We start from the raw sequence: 18831 nt of genomic DNA, 5'->3' as shown, positions 1-18831 counted from the left end.
TATATGCACACTTGGACGCCGCAGTACGTGCGCAATTTCGCTTAACGTGATGGCTGTTGTTGTCCTGTCTGTGGACATTCACCATTTCACGGCTTCCTTCTCGATTAGCGCGGTACACCAGTCGATAAAGGCGCGGATAGCTGGCGAGAGGTGGCGGCTTTGCGGGTAGAGGATGAAAATAGGTTCACGCGGTGCTTCGATATCAGGAAGCAGCCGGACAAGATGCCCATCAGAAAGTTGCTGGCGTACCATATAACTGGCAATGCGTAGTAGACCCAGACCCGCTACGCCAGCGGTGAGATAGGCATCGGTGTCATTTACGCTGATCTGTCCTGCTAGCGGAATCGCTACGGTGTGTGCCTCATCGTGAAACCCCCAGCTCGTCGAACGACCAGTCCGGCTGTGGATATACCCTACTGCGGTATGTTCTTTGAGCGAGTCCAACGTTGTGGGGTATCCATGCTGTTCGAGATAGCGTGGGGAAGCGCAGATAGTCCACTGGAACGTACCGAGGCGCCGTGCGACCAGCCGCGATAACGGCGGTTCTCCGGTTCTGATGACACAATCGATACCCTGCTGGACAATATCCACGGTGGCATCACCTAGGTGGAAGTCTAACCTTATTCCCGGATGACGTTTGCAGAAGTCGGGCAGTGCCGGGATAAGGAAATTTTTGACCAGAGAAGGTGTCGCCCCGATTCTGATCGTTCCCTGTAGTTCCTCCTTTTGCTGTGCCGTTACGCTTTCCGCCGCATGTACATCCCGTAAGATCGCTTTGCAACTGTCGTAATAGCGCAGGCCAACATCCGTAATACTGAGTGCTCGCGTTGTTCGGTTGAGTAACCGAGCGCCGAGATGTGATTCGAGTTCTTTGATGCTACGGGTGACGGTGGATGGCAGAACATGCAGGGTTTCCGCCGCTTTTTTGAAACTACCCGCATCGACCACACGGATAAATGTTTCCATGGCCTGAAACCGATCCATACGATGATGTCTCCCCATTTGCGATGAAACGTTGATAAGACGTACTGCCGTATTAGCAGCTATATCACCTTATCGTTTGATTTTTTCAAATTATGAAGTGATGTGGCTGAATCTTATCATCTGCACATTTTTGTATAACATGATACTCGAATTCTGAATGTCCTTATTCTGACAAGAATTATTAGACGTTGGGTCATGTTAGCACACTGAATGTATGGGGGCGTTTATCACTCCTATGATAGAGATAATTTGAAATTTTGAAGGAGTTAAGGCGTGAATGGCAGCGGAACAGTATTGAAAGATATTCTTGTACTTGGCGCAGGGCAACTCGGTATGGCGGTATTGCGTGCTCTTGCACCGCGTGCGCGAGCCTTGCCGTTGTCGGTTACGGTACTCGTCTCGCCGGATACCGTTAACGATCCGTCGGAGCAGGGTATGGCTACACTGACCGAACTTCGTGCATTAGGGGTTGACGTTATCGGGTTTGATCTGGCCTCTGATGAATACGCTCTGACGGAGCTTTTCAAGCATTATAAGACGGTATTGAACTGTTCGGGATTCGTAGCAGGGCCGGGCACTCAAATGAAAATAACCAGAGCGGTGTTGGCTGCCAACGTCGCGCGCTATTTCCCTTGGCAATTCGGTGTTGATTATGACGTCGTGGGTCGAAAAAGCGGCCATCCGGTTTTTGATGAACAGTACGACGTGAGACAGTTGCTACGTAGCCAACAGAGTACCGAATGGGTGATTGTTTCGACTGGTATGTTCACGAGTTTCCTGTTTGAGCCCGCCTTCGATGTGGTGGATCTGGAGCGCGGAATCCTTCACGGTCTGGGAAGTTGGGATACTAAAGTGACCGTGACGATCCCCGAAGACATTGGTTGGCTCACGACTGAAATCGTGCTGGCCGAACCACGATTGGCTAATGAGGTTGTCTACGTGGCAGGTGACACGATCTCATACGGGCAACTTGCCGATGTCGTTGAACGTATCACGGGGAAGATTTTTGAGAAGACACTATGGACTCTGGACAAATTGCGCAGGGATCTGAAGGTGGCTCCAGATGACGCAATGGCGCGCTATCGGGCCGCGTTTGCTTTGGGGGAGGGGATGTGGTGGGACAAATCCGGCACGTTCAATGAACGTAAGGGTTACGAGACGGTCGACGTCGAGCATTTCTTACGGATGCAGTTGCAAAAATAGGCAGAAACGTGCGGAGCGATTCAACGCGCCCCGCACTTTTTCCAAATGCAGTTAGTGTTCCGGCGGTGCAAACCAGGCGGATTTAAAATCAAACCAGCCCAGCATATTCATCCTGACGCCGCGCATGCTGCGCTGCCCTTGAAGTTGTAGCCAGTGATGCAATAACGGATGCAGTTGCCCACTCTTGATGAGTCTTTCACTCCATTCCGCCATCGGGAGCGTGTGATTACGCCACTGTTGTGCGTCTGTCGCTAGATCGTCATTCAGGCAATGCTGCACGAGTGGCAGCTCATAAAGCATGGCAAACAGAGAGAATTCGAGCGGCAGATAACAATTCAGGCTGCCAAACCAGATATCGCTTTCAGCATTGCCCTGATACCAGTCTTCGTAGCTGATAGTTTGAACGTGCAGAGTGACGCCCTGTTGTGCCAGCAGCGTGCGCATAATCTCGCTTAATATCCGGTACTCTGGGTGTTCCTGATAGAACGTGAGCGTGACGTCGGTTAGCCCATCGGGAATGGGCTGTGGCGTATCGGGATGATGGTGGTGCCAGCGCGGCAGTAGGCTATAGGCGGGCGACCAGTCGCGCTGGTTGCTGGTATTGGCGTGGCTGAGTAGCGAAATAGGGTTAAATACCTGTCTGAGCCACTGCAGCGCTTCTGGACGCTGGTTCAGCGGCGAGCGTTTGTCGAATAACAGGAAATAACCCCCTTCTTCCATTCGGCTTTCCAACTGCTCATGGTGAGAATCATCAGACTGGAATTGGACAGACACCGGCATTTCTTCCGGCTCGTCCGGCAAGACCCAAATGTTGACCTCATCAATCAGCGCCCGATAGCCAAAATAATCATCGAAGGCACAAATTTTCAACTGGTTGCTGTTGTTGCGTACCACCGCGTAAGGCCCGGTGCCAATCGGGTGTTGGGCGAAATTCGGCAGCGTTTGCCACTCCTGCGGCAAAATCATGGCGTGCACGCTGGCCAAGAGCCACGGCAGCCATTTATCTGGGGTGCTCAGCCTGATATCAATCACAAACGGCATCGGTGAGGTCACGGTTTCAATGTGAGAGAACAGCGGGAGCGGAGTGAGCCGTGATAATGATGTGGTGATATCGTCCATCGTGAGTTCACGACCGTGATGAAAACGGATGGCCGGACGTAGATAAAAGCGCCAGTGCAGGGGAGATAAACTCTGCCAGTGATGAGCTAAATCGGGTTTCAGTTCCCCATTTTCCTCATTTATATTGGTCAGCCCGCTGAAAATTTGCCGTGCAATATGCATTTCCGAGCGTCGTAGTGCTGAACTGGGCAGTAAATTGCGTAATGGGCGGTAATAGAGAATACGAAGAATGTGCTTTCCCTGCCGGAAACTCCGCCCAAGGTGAGCTAATAGCATCTGGCGCACGGCTTCTTTGTCACCGACCAACTGCACCAACTGCTCAATGCGATCCTGTTCTAGCAAATCTTCGGCACGCTGTTGTTGTAGGGCTAATCCGGTATACACAAAGGAGAGTTGCGAGCGTTTTCCTCTTCCCGCTTCTGCCTGCCAGATGAGCCAGCCAGCCTGCTGCATCGCATTCAGCAATGAACGAATATGGCGGCGTGAGCAGTTCAGTACCCCCGTTAGCTCTTGCAGCGTGGTGTCGACGGTTTGTCCCTGAAAGTGTTGCCACAGGCGGATGAACTGTTGTTGCAATCGAGGCGAAGACATAAAAGAGGAACTCCCTGCACTAAAGCCATCAATTTATCTTTCCCTATATTACGTCGATACTTTCTAACAAGGAAAGAGAGGAGGTGGCTCATGACAATTTCCCGTTTGTCCCAGTTCTATCGAACCTACTTATCGACTTGTAAAGCGAAGTGGTTGCGATGGATGTCTACCCAACAGCGCGTTGCATTATTGCAGCAGGCGACGCAGTGGCACCTGAACGAAATGTCCGACGATGAATACCGTCATTGGCTCTAGGTGGTGCTAGGAAATGTATTCTGAGTAATGGTGATGTTTCACCAACCAGCGAGTTTTCTCGCTGGTTTTTTTTATGGTGCAGATCTGCTTACCGCGTTTGGGTTGTCGCTGATGGTTTGAGTGATGAAAGGGATCCGCTTAGAAGCCATCAAGCAGGAAATCAACGGCGTCTTTGATTGTTTTTCGGTACATCTGCGCATCCATAACTTCATGACCACATTGCGAGCGGCGGACGCTCGCCATTTCATGGGTCATTATCAGATAGTCATCGCCTTCGACAGTGATTATCGGCGTTAGCCTTCGGGCTGGTGCCTTGGTAATTTTGTTCAGTGGAAATAAAGGTATCACCAGTCGGGTATGTAATTCCCCGATGATGTCACTTTGGACATTGAGCAGGTAGGGGTATGAGTTGCTGTTACCGTTATTACGGTAAATTTTATATTGCATGCTTAAAACGTCCTGTCATCGTCGGACAATAGGCCGTGTTTATCTGTAATGTGGTTTAGTTCCTGCAATGCTTTTTGGTTCTGTTGCTTCCATTTTTCTCCCTCTGAAAGGCGAATTTCTCTCTTCAGCGCTTCGGTGAGTATTGCGGATAGATTAATTCCGGCTTCACGTGCCTGCTGAAGCAACATGGGTTCCAGTGTCACACTGACTGTTTTTTTATGACGAACACTTGTTACGGGCATAGTGCCTCCAAAAAATTACACGTGTAATAGCACGTGTAATGATTATGCGTTTGGTTCTGTCATATCGCAACCCTTGTGAGAATGAAATATACCCGCTTATTTCTCTGAAAATTAAACGACGTGATGAGTTTGCGTGCGGTTTCGCAAAAGCAGGTTGAGAAGAAGAGAGGAAGTCTGCCTGCAGAGGGCGGTATGCAAATAGTGCTAACGTGAAGATGATTTAATACCAAAAATAAAATATTAGAATGGAATCCATTGTCATTAAAATTAAACAATTCTATGAATGTGTTTCTATACTAATAATGACGTGTAGTAGCCAAGATAATTCGATAACCTTATGTAATAGTTTATGATTTGAACTGTTTTTAATTGAAATGATTATCGTTGAAATAATGCTTTTCGTGATGGCGATCTTGTAGATAGAATTATTTTTAGAGGTTCCTATTTTTTCTCTCGCACTTAACGCGCGTTGTTATAATATTTAAATAATGTGTAACACGTGGTGGCGTTTTATTTTTCCTTGTTTACCTGAAATTTACTTCACAGCAACTTTCTGAATAACTCGACGGATGTAAAAATGAGCGATGTACCGTATCAGTCAATAGCGCTTTACGAAAAACCAGAACCTTGGCACTCCTCCCCTGGAGTACATAATATTAAGTTGACGCCTCTTTTTATTATTGTTTTTTCTGGTGTTTTACTGCTCTTTGCCGTTGCTGTCGCAACATCATCCTACTTTTTAAAGCAGGCGGAGTTGTCATTAAATGAATCAACTCTGGAACTGAATGTTCGGATGGAGTTAGTTGATAGCGCTAACCATATGCGTGCGGCGCGTATGAATTTGCTGCATGCCGTGAACCATTTACATAATGGTCTTACTGACAATTACAACGCCAGCATGAAAGCCGCAGAAGAACGGTTGGTGATGTCGCAGCAAATGTTTAACGGATATCAAAATAGAGCGGCCCGTTCTGATGTTGAACTCGCCCGTGATAATGAACTAAAGGCGCGTTATAGCGATTATGTTGAACGGGGCACTAAGCCCATGTTTGACATAGCGAAAAAAGGCAATGTTGAGGAACTCAATGCGTTTGAGTCGACGACCATGTCTAAATTGGATGATGAGTATGATGTACCGCTGAAAGCGTCTTACCTTTATCGGGTTGATATGGCCAAAAACATTAATTTGACGGCTGAAAGACATTCAACGCTGGGATACACGCTCATGACGGGCGCATTTATTCTTGCCATCGTGTTAACAGGTATGACGTTCTTATTAATTCGCCGAGTTATTATTAACCCAATTCAGTATTGGGTATCGCGTATACAGGCGATCGCGCAGGGAGACTTAACGCGCGCGCGTGCGGATGTGGGGAGAAATGAAATCGGCATTTTGGGGGACAATATCCAGCAAATGCAGGATTCACTCTCAGAGACAGTAGGCTCGGTGCGCGATAGTGCGGAGTCGATTCACAGTAGTTCGACGAAAATCGCTGCCGGCAATACAGATTTGTCCGCACGAACAGAGCAGCAGGCTGCGGCGCTGGCAGAAACGGCTGCCAGTATGGAGCAGCTCACAGCGGCGGTGAAACAAAATACCGATAATGCGCATCATGCCAGTAAGGCAGCGACGGATACGTCATCTAAAGCGGTGAACGGTGGCGGCATTGTGGAACAGGTTGTCGGTTCTATGGATGACATTGCCAAGAGTTCAGGCAAAATTTCTGAGATTATCTCGCTCATCAATGGGATTGCATTTCAGACCAATATTCTGGCGCTGAATGCGGCAGTAGAAGCTGCCCGTGCGGGTGAGCAGGGCAAAGGATTCGCGGTAGTTGCAGGAGAAGTGCGTAATCTGGCACAGCGCTCTGCTAACGCAGCAACGGAGATTGCCGCATTGATTAAAGAATCTGAAGCCAGAGTGACGGAGGGAACGACGCTGGCCTCTGAAGCGGGTAAAGCGATGGCTGAGATTGTCGCTGAAATTAATAACGTCACCCGAATCATGAATGAGATTGCGCTGGCTTCCGATGAGCAAAGCAGCGGTATCAATCAGGTGTCGTTAGCGATATCAGAAATGGATCGGGTCACGCAACAAAATGCGACGCTGGTGTTGGAAGCCTCCTCGTCTGCCGCATCGCTGGAGCAGCAGGCTGAGCTGTTAAATCTTGGGGTATCCCGGTTTCACCTGATGTAATCCCGTTGGTAGAAAATCCAGAGATGTATCATTGAACGCCGGCGGCTTGTGTCGCTGGCTTTTTTTTCGACGTTTTTCCAGCATGGGATGTTAATCCGCTTCTGATAGAATCAATGAAACAGGTACACTGTTTCTGGATGATGAAGCTTCGCTATTGCTACTCTGCCAGAGCAATTTTGTACAAACGACAAGAGGATTGATGCGTGCATAAAAAGCCGGTTGCGCAAGAGCAGACAAACTTCAGGCACCTTGACGCACTCGGCGGTCTGGATATGTTGCAGGCGCAGTACTACCAGCAGCGTTTTCCTCGTCATGTTCATGATACCTATTGCATCAGCGTGATTGAGCAGGGTGCTCAACGCTTTTATCGTTCAGGTGCAGAGCACGTTGCGCCGAAAGGCGACATCATCCTGGTGAATGCGGACGATGTGCATACGGGAAGTTCTGAGGTAGAAACCGGCTGGGCCTATCGAGCCATTTATCCTCATCCCGATCTTTTTCGTTCGATTAATCAGGATATTCACCGCTCAAAGGACGCCATTCCATGGTTTCCTGATGCCGTTGTTCACGACCCCGGGCTGGCGGATCAGTTACTGATGACGTTCAATATGCTTGCTCAACCGGGCAATATGCTATTGAAAGAAACGCTGCTGCTGTCTTCATTAACCTGGTTGACGATGCGCTATAGCAAGACTCGCCTGACGCCACAGATGCTTCCCATTGCGACTCAAAACATATTGAATGTTAAAGCCTTTATGGACAGCTATCCTGAGAGAGAACTGGCTCTTGTTGAACTGGCAGAACTCGCTGAACTGAGTGTGTGGCACTTCTTACGGCAGTTTAAAGCGGTTGTTGGTATTACACCTCACGCTTACTTGATTCAAGCGCGTCTGCGCAAGGCTAAAGGCCTATTGCGTAAAGGCAATACTATTCTTGATGTGTCGGTGCAGTGTGGGTTTACCGACCAGAGTCACTTCCATCGTCATTTCAAAAATTCGTTGGGGCTGACGCCAGGCGAGTTTGCTAAAGGCAACGCATAACCCGTCATACTTCAAGTTGCCTGTGCGTTGTTCAAAACGTTAACGTTTTGTCCTGAAACTCGAATTATTTAGGGTATTAATAGGCTCGTTCTCTATTCTGAGGCGCAGCAACTTTATCCAATACTATTAAAAAACGTTTTGTTAATTTCCCGCTATCGATTTATTTATGGTAGTGCAAGGTTATATGGAAAACACCGTAACTCGTTCATCGTCGGCAGCTACAGACACGGTTAGCCCGTGGAAGCACTTTATGACTGGCGTGGTTGAAATGCTTCCTCTCTGTTTATCGGTTGTGCCCTGGGGGATTCTTGCTGGCTCGATGGCTATCCAATCGGGATTATCCGTCGGGCAAAGTATCGGGATGTCCGCCATTATTTTCGCGGGAGCGGCGCAATTAGTCTCGTTAGGGTTGCTCATGTCTGGGGCGAATGTCGCGACGCTATTAATCTCCGTTTTCTTTATCACCGCACAGCACCTGATATATGGCCTGACGTTGCGAGAATACGTTTCAACCTTGAAATTAAGAAAACGACTGCCTATTGGGTTTTTATTATCAGATGAACTTTTTGCGCTCAGCGAAAAGAAAGATAGAAAAAACAATGTCAGCGCCAGTTATTTAATCGGTGCAGGTGTCACCTTTTATATTTTTTGGAATATCTTTAGCATTCTTGGCGTGCTCATGGCGTCTGCAGTGCCTGACTTAGATAAGTACCACCTTGATTACTCTATCGTTGCTACGTTCATCACCATCGTTGTGCCGATGATCAAGACGATCAGTACTTTCTCTGGCGTTTTGTTCTCTCTGCTGCTGTCGATGTTATTGACCTATTTCAAGATAGAAGGTGCCATCGCGATTGCCGGTGTCGGTGGTATGTTTTTCTCGGTGTTCATCGCATCTGTGCTTAAGGAAGAAAAATGAGTTGGTTATTGATATTCGTTCTGTCGGGGATCGTATTTTTTAATCGCTATATTTTTCTTGAGCCTGCCGTACCGGTAAAAATCCCTGTTTTACTCCATCGTGCTTTAAAGTATTCCGCACCCTGTTTACTCACTGCGATTTGTGGGCCGATTATTTTAATGGAGCACGGCGTTATTCGCGCCTTTCCTGATAATCCTTATTTCCTCGGCGCAATCGTGAGTATCGTGATTTCATTTTTTATCAGAAATATTGTGATCGCAGTGCTTCTGAGTATGCTGGCCTTTTATATGATAGCCTCGCTGCTGTAATCCCCCATTCTTCCAAAAGAAAAAGCCCGCAGTAAAGTGCGGGCTCTGACTGTTGATAAACCTATTTGCCGAACGAAAACGGGAGTAACGGAATAGAAGAGTAAAGCGTTTGCGCCATGGATGGCGCAAGCCGAGCGCACAGGGATGTGTTTACAGCGTCTTTACGATCTATCCGTTACTGCCGCTCGATGGACTTTGTTAGCCCCGAAGCCCGCAATAAAGCATGGGCTTCGGGCTATCTGTAATCTTGAATCAGTTCAAAAATGCAGGCTGATTCTTTTCATACTCGGTAATCGATGCTTCGTGTTGCAGCGTCAGGCCGATGCTGTCTAACCCGTTGATCATGCAGTGACGGCGGAAGCTGTCGATTTCAAACGGATAGCGTTTGCTGCCCGCCTGAACAACCTGATTTTCTAGATCGACCGTGAAGTTAATTCCTTCCTGCCCGTCCACCAGCTTGAACAGCTCATCCACTTCCTCGTCGCTCAACTTCACTGGTAACAGTTGGTTGTTAAACGAGTTGCCATAGAAAATATCGGCAAAGCTTGGGGCGATAACGACGCTGAAGCCGTAATCGGTCAGCGCCCACGGTGCGTGTTCACGGGAAGAGCCACAGCCGAAGTTTTCGCGTGCCAGCAGAATGCTCGCCCCTTTGTAATGCGGTTGGTTCAGCACAAACTCAGGGTTGGGCTGTTGACCAGCATCGTCCAGAAAGCGCCAGTCGTGGAACAGATGTTGGCCGAAACCAGTACGCGTCACCTTTTGCAGAAACTGCTTGGGGATGATGGCATCGGTATCGACGTTAGCGGCATCCAGAGGAACCACCAAACCAGTGTGTTGGGTAAATTTAGCCATGTCGGTTTCTCTCTTAATTCAACTCGCGGACGTCGGCAAAGCGACCCGTCACCGCCGCAGCCGCAGCCATTGCCGGGCTGACCAGATGGGTGCGTCCAGCGCGCCCCTGACGGCCTTCAAAGTTACGGTTGCTGGTTGATGCACAACGCTCGCCGGGGTTCAGGCGGTCATTGTTCATCGCCAGGCACATAGAACAGCCCGGTAAGCGCCATTCAAAACCGGCTTCGATGAATACTTTATCCAGCCCTTCCAGCTCCGCCATGGTTTTTACCGGGCCGGAGCCGGGTACGACGATAGCCTGAACGCCTGCGGCAACTTTACGCCCTTTGGCGATTTCTGCCGCCGCACGCAAATCTTCAATACGCGAGTTGGTGCAAGAACCAATAAAGACTTTATCGATCTTCACGTCGGTCAGTTTAATGCCGGGTTGAAGATCCATATAGGCCAGCGCTTTGGCAGCAGAGGCGCGTTCTACCGGATCGCTGAAAGAATCAGGGCTAGGGATTTCCTGATTAACGGCGATAACCTGACCGGGGTTGGTGCCCCAGGTGACCTGTGGTGCAATTTGCGCGGCGTCCAGCGTGACGATAGTGTCGAACTGCGCGTCATCATCGGATTTCAACGTGCTCCAGTATGCAACGGCGGCATCCCAGTTCGCGTCTTTCGGGGCAAACTGGCGACCTTTCAGGTAATTGAAAGTGGTTTCATCCGGTGCAACCAGACCTGCCTTCGCGCCCATCTCAATGGCCATGTTGCACAGCGTCATACGGCCTTCCATGCTCAGCGCACGAATGGCTTTACCACAGAATTCAACTACATGACCGGTGCCGCCTGCGCTACCGGTTTTACCGATGATCGCCAGCACGATGTCTTTCGCGGTGATGCCGTGTGCAGCATCGCCGGTGACTTCAATCTTCATGGTTTTGGCGCGACCCTGTTTCAGGGTTTGCGTCGCCAGCACATGTTCCACTTCCGACGTACCGATGCCGAAGGCCAGTGAGCCAAACGCGCCGTGTGTTGCGGTGTGTGAGTCACCGCAAACGATGGTCATACCTGGCAGCGTCATCCCTTGTTCAGGGCCAATAACGTGAACGATACCTTGATACGGGTGATTCAGGTCATACAGCTGAACGCCAAATTCCGCACAGTTCTTGATTAGCTCCTGCATCTGAATGCGAGCCATCTCGCCACTGGCGTTGATGTCTTTGGTCTGCGTGGACACGTTGTGGTCCATGGTCGCGAAGGTTTTCCCCGGTTGACGAACCTTGCGGCCCATCGCGCGCAGGCCGTCGAACGCCTGTGGAGAAGTCACTTCGTGCACCAGATGCCTATCGATATACAGCAGCGGTGTTTCGTTCGGCGCTTCATGAACGATGTGCGCGTCGAACAATTTTTGATATAACGTCTTACCCATGGTTATGCCCCTTGCGCCACGAAACGCGCAATAACGTCGCCCATTTCACTGGTACCGATCGCGTTGCTGGCGCTTGCCAGATCGGCGGTGCGGTAGCCTTCAGCCAGCGCAGTATTGACGGCTTTTTCGATTGCCTCTGCGGCATCATCCGCCCCCAGGCTGTAACGCAGCAGCAGCGCCAGCGACAAAATCTGTGCAATCGGGTTGGCAATGTCTTTACCCGCGATATCCGGTGCGGAACCGCCAGCAGGCTCGTACAGGCCGAAGCCTTGTTCGTTCAGGCTTGCGGAAGGCAGCATGCCCATTGAACCGGTAATCATGGCGCACTCGTCGGACAGAATGTCACCGAACAGGTTAGAACACAGCATCACGTCAAACTGAGACGGATCTTTAATTAATTGCATCGTCGCGTTATCGATATACAGATGGGACAGCTTCACATCTGGATAGGCTTTAGCGACTTCCGTAACGATCTCGCGCCACAGAATGGAGCTTTGCAGCACGTTGGCTTTATCTATAGAGGTCACGATGCTGCGACGTTTACGTGCGGATTCAAACGCGATGTGCGCGATGCGCTCAATCTCAAAACGGTGATACACCTCGGTATCGAAAGCGCGCTCATATTGACCGCTACCTTCACGGCCTTTCGGCTGACCGAAGTAGATTCCGCCCGTCAGCTCGCGGACGCACAGGATATCAAAGCCTTTCGCGGCGATGTCGCTACGCAGCGGGCAAAATGCTTCCAGCCCCTGATACAGACGCGCAGGACGCAGGTTGCTGAACAATTTGAAGTGCTTACGCAGAGGCAGTAACGCACCGCGCTCTGGCTGCTCTGCCGGTGGCAAATGTTCCCATTTCGGGCCGCCAACGGAACCGAACAGGATCGCATCGGCCTGCTCACAGCCTGCGACGGTCGCTTGCGGCAACGGTGTGCCCTGACGGTCAATGGCGATACCGCCAACGTCGTATTCGCTGGTGGTAATGCGAATGCCAAAACGCTGACGTACCGCATCCAGTACTTTATGGGCCTGTGCCATTACTTCTGGGCCAATGCCGTCTCCGGGTAAAACGGCGATATGGTAGCTCTTTGTCATCACACTGTTTCCTGACTGTTTTGTTGTTTGCTATCGTTTTGTTGTTGGTTATTGTGCTGTAGGCGCTGAATTTCTTTTTCTACCTGCTGAGCACGTTTGATGTTGTTTAATACATTTACCATTGCCTGTGCGGAAGATTCAACGATATCCGTTGCCAGACCGACGCCATGGAAACGACGTCCCTGGTAATCCGCGACGATATCAACCTGGCCCAGCGCATCGCGCCCCTGACCTTTGGCCGTCAGTTGGTATTTGACCAGCGAAACCTGATAACCCGTGATGCGGTTGATTGCCTGATAAACGGCATCCACTGGGCCATTACCCGTCGCCGCTTCTGACTGCGTTTCTTCGCCGCAGATCAGTTTGACTGAGGCCGTTGCCATTACGCTGGAACCAGACTGAACGCTGAAGTAATCCAGATGGTAGAACTCAGGCTCTTCCTGCTGGCGGCTGATAAAGGCCAGCGCTTCCAGATCGTAATCAAATACCTGACCTTTTTTATCCGCCAGTTTCAGGAAGGCAGAGTACAGATCGTCCAAATTGTAATCGCTGTCCTGATAGCCCATCTCTTCCATACGGTGTTTCACCGCCGCACGACCAGAGCGGGAAGTCAGGTTCAACTGCACTTCTTTCAGACCGATGGATTCCGGCGTCATAATTTCGTAGTTTTCACGATTCTTCAGCACGCCATCCTGATGAATACCAGAAGAGTGGGCGAAAGCGTTGGCACCCACGACCGCTTTGTTGGCAGGGATAGGCATGTTGCAAATCTGGCTGACCAGTTGACTGGTGCGGTAGATTTCCTGATGGTTGATGTTGGTATGGACATTCAAGATGTCATGACGGGTTTTTATCGCCATGATCACTTCTTCCAGTGAACAGTTACCAGCACGTTCACCGATACCGTTCAATGTGCCTTCTACCTGACGCGCACCTGCGTGAACCGCTGCCATTGCGTTGCCGACGGCCAAACCCAGATCGTCGTGAGTGTGAACAGAAATGATGGCTTTATCGATATTGGGAACATGTTGGTACAGCGAGGCGATGATATTACCGAACTCATGGGGCATGGTGTAGCCGACGGTGTCCGGGATATTAATGGTGCGAGCTCCGGCATTGATTGCGGCCTCAACCACGCGACACAGATCTGGAATGGGGGTCCGACCCGCATCTTCGCAGGAGAATTCAACGTCGTCTGTGTAGTTACGCGCGCGTTTGATCATGTAAATGGCGCGTTCAATGACTTCGTCCAACGTGCTGCGCAGCTTGGTAGCGATGTGCATCGGTGAGGTGGCAATAAAGGTGTGGATACGGAAGGCTTCTGCGACACGCAGTGCTTCTGCAGCGACATCGATATCCTTTTCGACGCAGCGAGTCAGACCGCACACACGACTATTTTTGATGTTGCGGGCAATCGTCTGAACGGATTCAAAGTCACCGGGAGATGATACGGGAAAGCCAACCTCCATGACATCAACGCCCATACGCTCCAGCGCGAAGGCAATTTGCAGCTTTTCTTTTACACTCAAACTCGCCTGTAAAGCCTGTTCGCCATCGCGTAATGTGGTATCAAAAATAATGACTTGCTCGCTCATCGGTTTATTTCCTTGTCGTATCTATTTGTACTTAGCGCTCGGCGAGTAAAAAAAAACCCGCGCATCAGCGCGGGTTTTTGTATCGTGTGGCGAGAAACTTAGTTCTGAACTCTGCCCACAAACCTACCGCGCAAGAAGGATGCGTTTAGTAGTAGGCTTAGTAGGACAGTAAACTTGAACATAGTGTCGTGTCTCGTCATCTAAAATTCGGTGTTGCATTATTGGTACGCGATTATCAGGGTTATGTCAACTTTTGATTGGTGTGACGTGCGTCAAGTAAACCAGCGATAGCCAACGGCGAATGAACGAAAGATCGTTGCGGTTTTGAACAATGACGGTAGACTGCACGCCAAATAATGTACAGCTGTACGCTGAAACGCTGTCAAATTCATTCCCCTTAGAAATTCTTTTACAGATGAATAATCATTTACAGCCATACCATGTGGTTCACCGGGTTCAAGATCAGATCAATCACTGCGCGGGTCGCATTACTTTGCGCGAGTGGACGCCTGCGGGCGAACAGCAGCTCACCTGGACTCAGGCTGGGCAGCGCATCCAACGCATTGCCAGTGGGTTATTGGCGCTAGGGCTGGATGTTCAGGAACGGGTCGCGATTTTCTCTCATAACTCAATGAATTGGTCGCTCGCCGATCTGGCACTGCTGCACCTGCGTGCGATCAGCGTGCCAATCTATGCCACGAATACGACAGCGCAGGCGGCATTCATCATCAATGATGCCGATATCCGTACGATATTCGTCGGTGGTCAGGAACAGTTGGATGCACTGCTAGCGCTGCGCGATACCTGCCCACAGTTGCGAAATATCATCGTGATGGATAAATACGTCAATCTGCGTGGTAGCGATATTGTGCAATCGCTGCATGAGTTTGAAGCGCAGACCGTAGACGATTTTTGGCGTGATGAATGGCAGACGCGCATCGACAGCCGCGATCTCAACGATTTGTTTACGCTGATTTATACCTCTGGCACCACTGGTGAGCCGAAAGGCGTCATGCTGGATTACACCAACATGGCGATGCAACTTAAGCTACACGACGATCGCTTAAGCATGTCCGCAAATGATGTCTCACTCTGCTTCTTGCCGCTTTCCCATGTCTTCGAGCGCGCCTGGAGTTTCGTTGTTATGCACTGTGGCGCACAGAACGTGTACCTCAGCGATACGAATTTAGTGCGTGGTGCGATGCTGGCGGTGAAACCTACTGTGATGTGCGCCGTACCGCGTTTTTATGAGAAAGTTTACAGCGCAATCCATGAAAAAGTGGCTCAGGCTCCTTGGTATCGTCAGCGGCTATTCAACTGGGCTATTGCGCAGGGGCAACGCGCTTTTCTGGCTAGCAATACTACGAAAAAGGGCGGACTTTTTCGCCGCGTCATGCATCACTATGCTGACAGACTGGTACTAGGAAAACTGCGCCAGCTTCTGGGGGGCGAGATCCGCTTCATGCCCGCTGCGGGCGCACGACTGGATGACAATATCATTCTGTTTTTCCGGTCGATCGGGATTCGCATTATCTATGGTTACGGCATGACCGAAACCTGTGCGACGGTTTCCTGCTGGGAAGAAGGCCGATTCCGCTTGGGCTCTATTGGTACGCCGTTACCGGGTATTGAGGTTCGGATTGGCGAGGAAAACGAGATCCAGGTGCGTGGCGCAACCATCATGCGGGGTTATTTCCATCGTCCGCAGGAAACCGCAGAAACCTTTACCGAAGACGGCTGGTTGAAAACCGGCGATGCGGGAGAGCTGGATGCCAACGGTAACCTGTTTATTACCGAACGGTTGAAGGATCTGATGAAAACCTCGGGCGGTAAATATATCGCACCGCAGCATCTGGAAGGCACGCTGGGGCAGGATCGTTTCATCGAACAGGTTGCTATTATCGCGGACACACGTAAGTACGTGTCTGCGCTGATCGTTCCCTGTTTCGAGGCGCTGGAAGAATACGCTCATTCCATAAACCTGAAGTACCACGATCGTCTGGAACTGCTGCGGCATAGCCATATTATTGAACTGTTCGAGCAGCGCCTGCGGGAAATGCAGAAAGAGCTTTCCCGCGTTGAGCAGGTGAAGAAATTCACGTTATTGCCTGTGCCGTTTTCGATGGCAGAAGGGGAGCTGACGCCAACGCTCAAGCTACGTAGGAAGATCATCAACCAGCGTTATCAGTTGGAAATTGATGCGATGTACGTAGAGTCTTGATGATGTCGTAGGCCGAGAAGCTCGTTTCCTGAAAAGAAATGTGGTTTTTCGGCCTCAAGATTTCATTCTGTAATTTATGTCCTTTATGGACGATCTCTCAGGTCTGAAGGTTCCCAGTTAGTATTTTATCTCAGTTCCTTTTTCCCTCACGTTCGATTCCCCCTAGTCCCGATTAAGGGCGGTGGTTTTTTGCCGTTTGTCTGCGTCATAATCTGGCGTTATGTTAATGGGTTATTAGCAATCCCTATAATATTTCGTATTGTTGTCTATCCGTCATACTTCAAGTTGCATGTGCGTTGGCTGCGTTTAGTCACCCGAATCACTTACTTGAGTAAGCTCATCGGGATTCCTTAGCTTGCCGCCTTCCTGAAACTCGAATTATTTAGGATATACTAAAAGTTAACAGTATTAACACAACATGAGCGCGGGGATTTCCCCCCGGTCAATACAGAGGCGGATTCCGCTTTCTGAACAAAAGAGGCAGATCCATGGAGATGTTGTCAGGCGCCGAAATGGTGGTCCGATCGTTGATCGATCAGGGCGTAAAACATGTGTTCGGTTATCCGGGCGGTGCGGTGCTGGATATTTACGATGCCCTGCATACGGTTGGCGGTATCGAGCATATTTTGGTGCGGCATGAGCAAGGTGCGGTACATATGGCTGATGGCTATGCGCGTGCGACAGGTGAGGTCGGCGTCGTGCTGGTCACTTCCGGTCCCGGTGCGACAAACGCCATCACGGGTATCGCCACTGCGTATATGGACTCCATTCCTATGGTGGTGTTGTCCGGTCAGGTTGCCACCTCGCTGATTGGCTATGATTCCTTTCAGGAGTGCGACACGGTGGGCATTTCCCGCCCTATCGTGAAACACAGTTTTCTGGTCAAGAAAGCTGAAGATGTCCCGACGATCCTGAAAAAAGCCTTTTATCTGGCATCGACCGGACGTCCGGGACCTGTGGTCGTCGATCTGCCGAAAGACATCATGAATCCGGCGAATAAACTGCCTTACGTTTATCCTGAAAGCGTCAGCATGCGTTCTTATAGCCCAACGGTTCAAGGACACAAAGGTCAGATTCGCCGCGCGCTGCAAACCCTGCTAGCGGCAGAAAAACCGATTATCTACAGCGGTGGTGGCGTGATTAACGCAGAGTGCCACGAAGAGCTGCTGACACTGGCGGAAAAACTTAACCTGCCAGTGACAACCTCCCTGATGGGGCTGGGGGGCTTCCCAGGAACGCACCGTCAATGCCTCGGTATGCTGGGGATGCATGGGACGTATGAAGCCAACATGGCTATGCATAACGCCGATGTGATTTTTGCAGTAGGGGTGCGCTTCGACGACCGTACGACGAATAATTTGGCGAAGTACTGCCCGAATGCGACGGTGTTGCATATTGATATCGATCCCGCGTCGATTTCCAAAACGGTAAACGCTGATATCCCGATTGTTGGCGATGCTAAACAGGTGCTAAGCCTGATGCTGGAGTTGCTGGCACAGGATGGCGCACCGCAGCAGTTTGATGCGCTACGCGACTGGTGGCAGGGTATCGAACAGTGGCGTGGGCGTCACTGCCTGAAATACAACACCGAAAGCGACAAGATTAAACCGCAGGCAGTGATTGAAACGCTGCATCGGCTGACCGAAGGTAAAGCCTATGTGGCATCGGATGTTGGCCAGCACCAGATGTTTGCTGCGCTGTATTATCCTTTTGATTTACCGCGCCGTTGGGTGAATTCCGGTGGCTTGGGCACAATGGGCTTTGGCTTGCCTGCGGCATTGGGCATCAAGCTTGCGCTGCCGGAAGAAACGGTTATTTGTGTAACGGGTGACGGCAGCATTCAGATGAATATTCAGGAGCTTTCTACGGCACTGCAATATGATCTGCCAGTTGTGGTGATCAACCTGAACAACCGTTTCCTCGGCATGGTGAAGCAGTGGCAGGACATGATTTATTCTGGCCGCCATTCCAGTTCTTATATGGAGTCGTTACCGGATTTCGTCAAGCTGGCTGAAGCGTACGGTCACGTCGGGATTTCTATCGATACGCCGGACGAACTGGAAAGTAAGCTGTTGCAAGCCCTGGCGCAGAAAGATCGTCTGGTGTTTGTTGATATCAACATCGATAGCAGCGAGCATGTTTACCCCATGCAGATTCGCGGCGGAGCGATGGATGAAATGTGGTTGAGCAAAACGGAGAGGACCTGATCATGCGTCGGATTTTATCGGTATTACTTGAGAATGAATCAGGCGCCTTGTCCCGTGTTGTCGGCCTGTTTTCTCAGCGCGGTTACAACATCGAAAGCTTGACGGTAGCGCCAACCGAAGACCCTACGTTATCTCGTATG

17 protein-coding genes are annotated in these 18831 nt (G+C 50.3%); 9 read left to right on the top strand and 8 right to left on the bottom strand.

Features of this window, described 5'->3' with window-relative positions; genetic code table 11:
* Positions 1–78: 78 nt before the first annotated feature.
* On the bottom strand, positions 79–984 hold the full coding sequence (locus A0G03_RS15375) for a LysR family transcriptional regulator (protein ID WP_048262384.1): 906 nt from the start codon (positions 982–984) through the stop codon (positions 79–81).
* A 273-nt stretch (positions 985–1257) separates the two neighbouring features.
* Between A0G03_RS15375 and A0G03_RS15370 the strand changes: the two genes are divergently transcribed.
* Entirely contained in the window at positions 1258–2187 is a 930-nt protein-coding gene (locus tag A0G03_RS15370; protein WP_048262382.1) for an aromatic alcohol reductase, read from the top strand.
* Positions 2188–2238: 51 nt separating this feature from the next.
* Here the strand turns inward: A0G03_RS15370 and sgrR are convergent, their stop codons facing one another.
* Entirely contained in the window at positions 2239–3897 is a 1659-nt protein-coding gene (gene sgrR, locus A0G03_RS15365) for an HTH-type transcriptional regulator SgrR (protein ID WP_048262380.1), read from the bottom strand.
* Positions 3898–3987: 90 nt separating this feature from the next.
* On the opposite strand from sgrR, the gene sgrT reads away from it, so the two are divergent.
* The gene (gene sgrT, locus A0G03_RS15360) at positions 3988–4152 is read left to right on the top strand and encodes a glucose uptake inhibitor SgrT (RefSeq protein ID WP_048262378.1); all 165 of its coding nucleotides are present in this window, start codon (positions 3988–3990) and stop codon (positions 4150–4152) included.
* Positions 4153–4290: 138 nt separating this feature from the next.
* On the opposite strand, the gene A0G03_RS15355 is transcribed toward sgrT, so the two are convergent.
* Both A0G03_RS15355 and A0G03_RS15350 read right to left on the bottom strand, forming a co-directional pair.
* Positions 4291–4599: a CcdB family protein gene (locus tag A0G03_RS15355; protein WP_048262376.1), complete on the bottom strand. Its 309-nt coding sequence runs from the start codon at positions 4597–4599 to the stop codon at positions 4291–4293.
* A gap of 2 nt (positions 4600–4601) precedes the next feature.
* Positions 4602–4841 (bottom strand): type II toxin-antitoxin system CcdA family antitoxin, encoded by a 240-nt coding sequence (locus A0G03_RS15350; RefSeq protein ID WP_048262374.1) that lies wholly within the window; start codon positions 4839–4841, stop codon positions 4602–4604.
* A gap of 577 nt (positions 4842–5418) precedes the next feature.
* On the opposite strand from A0G03_RS15350, the gene A0G03_RS15345 reads away from it, so the two are divergent.
* The 4 genes from A0G03_RS15345 to A0G03_RS15330 all read left to right on the top strand — a co-directional run bounded on the left by A0G03_RS15345 (position 5419) and on the right by A0G03_RS15330 (position 9305).
* Positions 5419–7038, top strand: coding sequence for a methyl-accepting chemotaxis protein (locus A0G03_RS15345; protein WP_048262373.1), 1620 nt, complete (start codon positions 5419–5421; stop codon positions 7036–7038).
* A 203-nt stretch (positions 7039–7241) separates the two neighbouring features.
* A complete protein-coding gene (locus A0G03_RS15340; RefSeq protein WP_048262372.1) occupies positions 7242–8078 on the top strand; it encodes an AraC family transcriptional regulator in 837 nt (278 codons plus the stop codon).
* 184 nt (positions 8079–8262) lie between these two features.
* Positions 8263–8997 carry an AzlC family ABC transporter permease gene (locus tag A0G03_RS15335; protein WP_048262370.1) on the top strand — a complete coding sequence of 245 codons (735 nt, stop codon included), beginning with the start codon at positions 8263–8265 and terminating at the stop codon, positions 8995–8997.
* Positions 8994–9305: an AzlD domain-containing protein gene (locus A0G03_RS15330; RefSeq protein ID WP_048262368.1), complete on the top strand. Its 312-nt coding sequence runs from the start codon at positions 8994–8996 to the stop codon at positions 9303–9305. The genes A0G03_RS15335 and A0G03_RS15330 overlap by 4 nt, the downstream gene beginning before the upstream one ends.
* A gap of 252 nt (positions 9306–9557) precedes the next feature.
* Here the strand turns inward: A0G03_RS15330 and leuD are convergent, their stop codons facing one another.
* Genes leuD through leuA form a run of 4 tightly spaced genes read right to left on the bottom strand, consistent with a single transcriptional unit; the run spans position 9558 to position 14263 of the window.
* The gene (gene leuD, locus A0G03_RS15325) at positions 9558–10160 is read right to left on the bottom strand and encodes a 3-isopropylmalate dehydratase small subunit (protein WP_048262367.1); all 603 of its coding nucleotides are present in this window, start codon (positions 10158–10160) and stop codon (positions 9558–9560) included.
* A 13-nt stretch (positions 10161–10173) separates the two neighbouring features.
* A complete protein-coding gene (gene leuC, locus A0G03_RS15320; RefSeq protein WP_048262365.1) occupies positions 10174–11574 on the bottom strand; it encodes a 3-isopropylmalate dehydratase large subunit in 1401 nt (466 codons plus the stop codon).
* A 2-nt stretch (positions 11575–11576) separates the two neighbouring features.
* Entirely contained in the window at positions 11577–12668 is a 1092-nt protein-coding gene (gene leuB / locus A0G03_RS15315) for a 3-isopropylmalate dehydrogenase (RefSeq protein ID WP_011095330.1), read from the bottom strand.
* Positions 12668–14263 carry a 2-isopropylmalate synthase gene (leuA, locus tag A0G03_RS15310; RefSeq protein ID WP_048262363.1) on the bottom strand — a complete coding sequence of 532 codons (1596 nt, stop codon included), beginning with the start codon at positions 14261–14263 and terminating at the stop codon, positions 12668–12670. The genes leuB and leuA overlap by 1 nt, the downstream gene beginning before the upstream one ends.
* A gap of 415 nt (positions 14264–14678) precedes the next feature.
* Here leuA and A0G03_RS15305 point away from each other — a divergent pair, with 415 nt between their 5' ends.
* From A0G03_RS15305 to ilvN, 3 genes are all read left to right on the top strand, one after another.
* Positions 14679–16484, top strand: coding sequence for an AMP-dependent synthetase/ligase (locus A0G03_RS15305; RefSeq protein WP_048262488.1), 1806 nt, complete (start codon positions 14679–14681; stop codon positions 16482–16484).
* Between the two features lie 488 nt (positions 16485–16972).
* Entirely contained in the window at positions 16973–18691 is a 1719-nt protein-coding gene (ilvI, locus tag A0G03_RS15300; RefSeq protein ID WP_048262361.1) for an acetolactate synthase 3 large subunit, read from the top strand.
* Positions 18692–18693: 2 nt separating this feature from the next.
* Positions 18694–18831: acetolactate synthase small subunit (ilvN, locus tag A0G03_RS15295; RefSeq protein ID WP_208619530.1), on the top strand; the 138-nt coding region annotated here is incomplete at its 3' end.

Source organism: Pectobacterium peruviense, from assembly GCF_002847345.1.
Classification (GTDB): domain Bacteria; phylum Pseudomonadota; class Gammaproteobacteria; order Enterobacterales; family Enterobacteriaceae; genus Pectobacterium; species Pectobacterium peruviense.
Note: the sequence above shows the minus strand (reverse complement) of the source record. Positions and strands in the feature narration are given on the sequence as shown.

What these genes read in the sequence shown, in the direction of transcription:
- A0G03_RS15375 (WP_048262384.1), bottom strand. Translation starts at nt 984, where the DNA reads ATGGATCGGTTTCAGGCCATGGAAACATTTATCCGTGTGGTCGATGCG.
- sgrR (WP_048262380.1), bottom strand. Translation starts at nt 3,897, where the DNA reads ATGTCTTCGCCTCGATTGCAACAACAGTTCATCCGCCTGTGGCAACAC.
- sgrT (WP_048262378.1), top strand. Translation starts at nt 3,988, where the DNA reads ATGACAATTTCCCGTTTGTCCCAGTTCTATCGAACCTACTTATCGACT.
- A0G03_RS15355 (WP_048262376.1), bottom strand. Translation starts at nt 4,599, where the DNA reads ATGCAATATAAAATTTACCGTAATAACGGTAACAGCAACTCATACCCC.
- A0G03_RS15350 (WP_048262374.1), bottom strand. Translation starts at nt 4,841, where the DNA reads ATGCCCGTAACAAGTGTTCGTCATAAAAAAACAGTCAGTGTGACACTG.
- A0G03_RS15345 (WP_048262373.1), top strand. Translation starts at nt 5,419, where the DNA reads ATGAGCGATGTACCGTATCAGTCAATAGCGCTTTACGAAAAACCAGAA.
- A0G03_RS15335 (WP_048262370.1), top strand. Translation starts at nt 8,263, where the DNA reads ATGGAAAACACCGTAACTCGTTCATCGTCGGCAGCTACAGACACGGTT.
- A0G03_RS15330 (WP_048262368.1), top strand. Translation starts at nt 8,994, where the DNA reads ATGAGTTGGTTATTGATATTCGTTCTGTCGGGGATCGTATTTTTTAAT.
- leuD (WP_048262367.1), bottom strand. Translation starts at nt 10,160, where the DNA reads ATGGCTAAATTTACCCAACACACTGGTTTGGTGGTTCCTCTGGATGCC.
- leuC (WP_048262365.1), bottom strand. Translation starts at nt 11,574, where the DNA reads ATGGGTAAGACGTTATATCAAAAATTGTTCGACGCGCACATCGTTCAT.
- leuB (WP_011095330.1), bottom strand. Translation starts at nt 12,668, where the DNA reads ATGACAAAGAGCTACCATATCGCCGTTTTACCCGGAGACGGCATTGGC.
- leuA (WP_048262363.1), bottom strand. Translation starts at nt 14,263, where the DNA reads ATGAGCGAGCAAGTCATTATTTTTGATACCACATTACGCGATGGCGAA.
- A0G03_RS15305 (WP_048262488.1), top strand. Translation starts at nt 14,679, where the DNA reads ATGAATAATCATTTACAGCCATACCATGTGGTTCACCGGGTTCAAGAT.
- ilvI (WP_048262361.1), top strand. Translation starts at nt 16,973, where the DNA reads ATGGAGATGTTGTCAGGCGCCGAAATGGTGGTCCGATCGTTGATCGAT.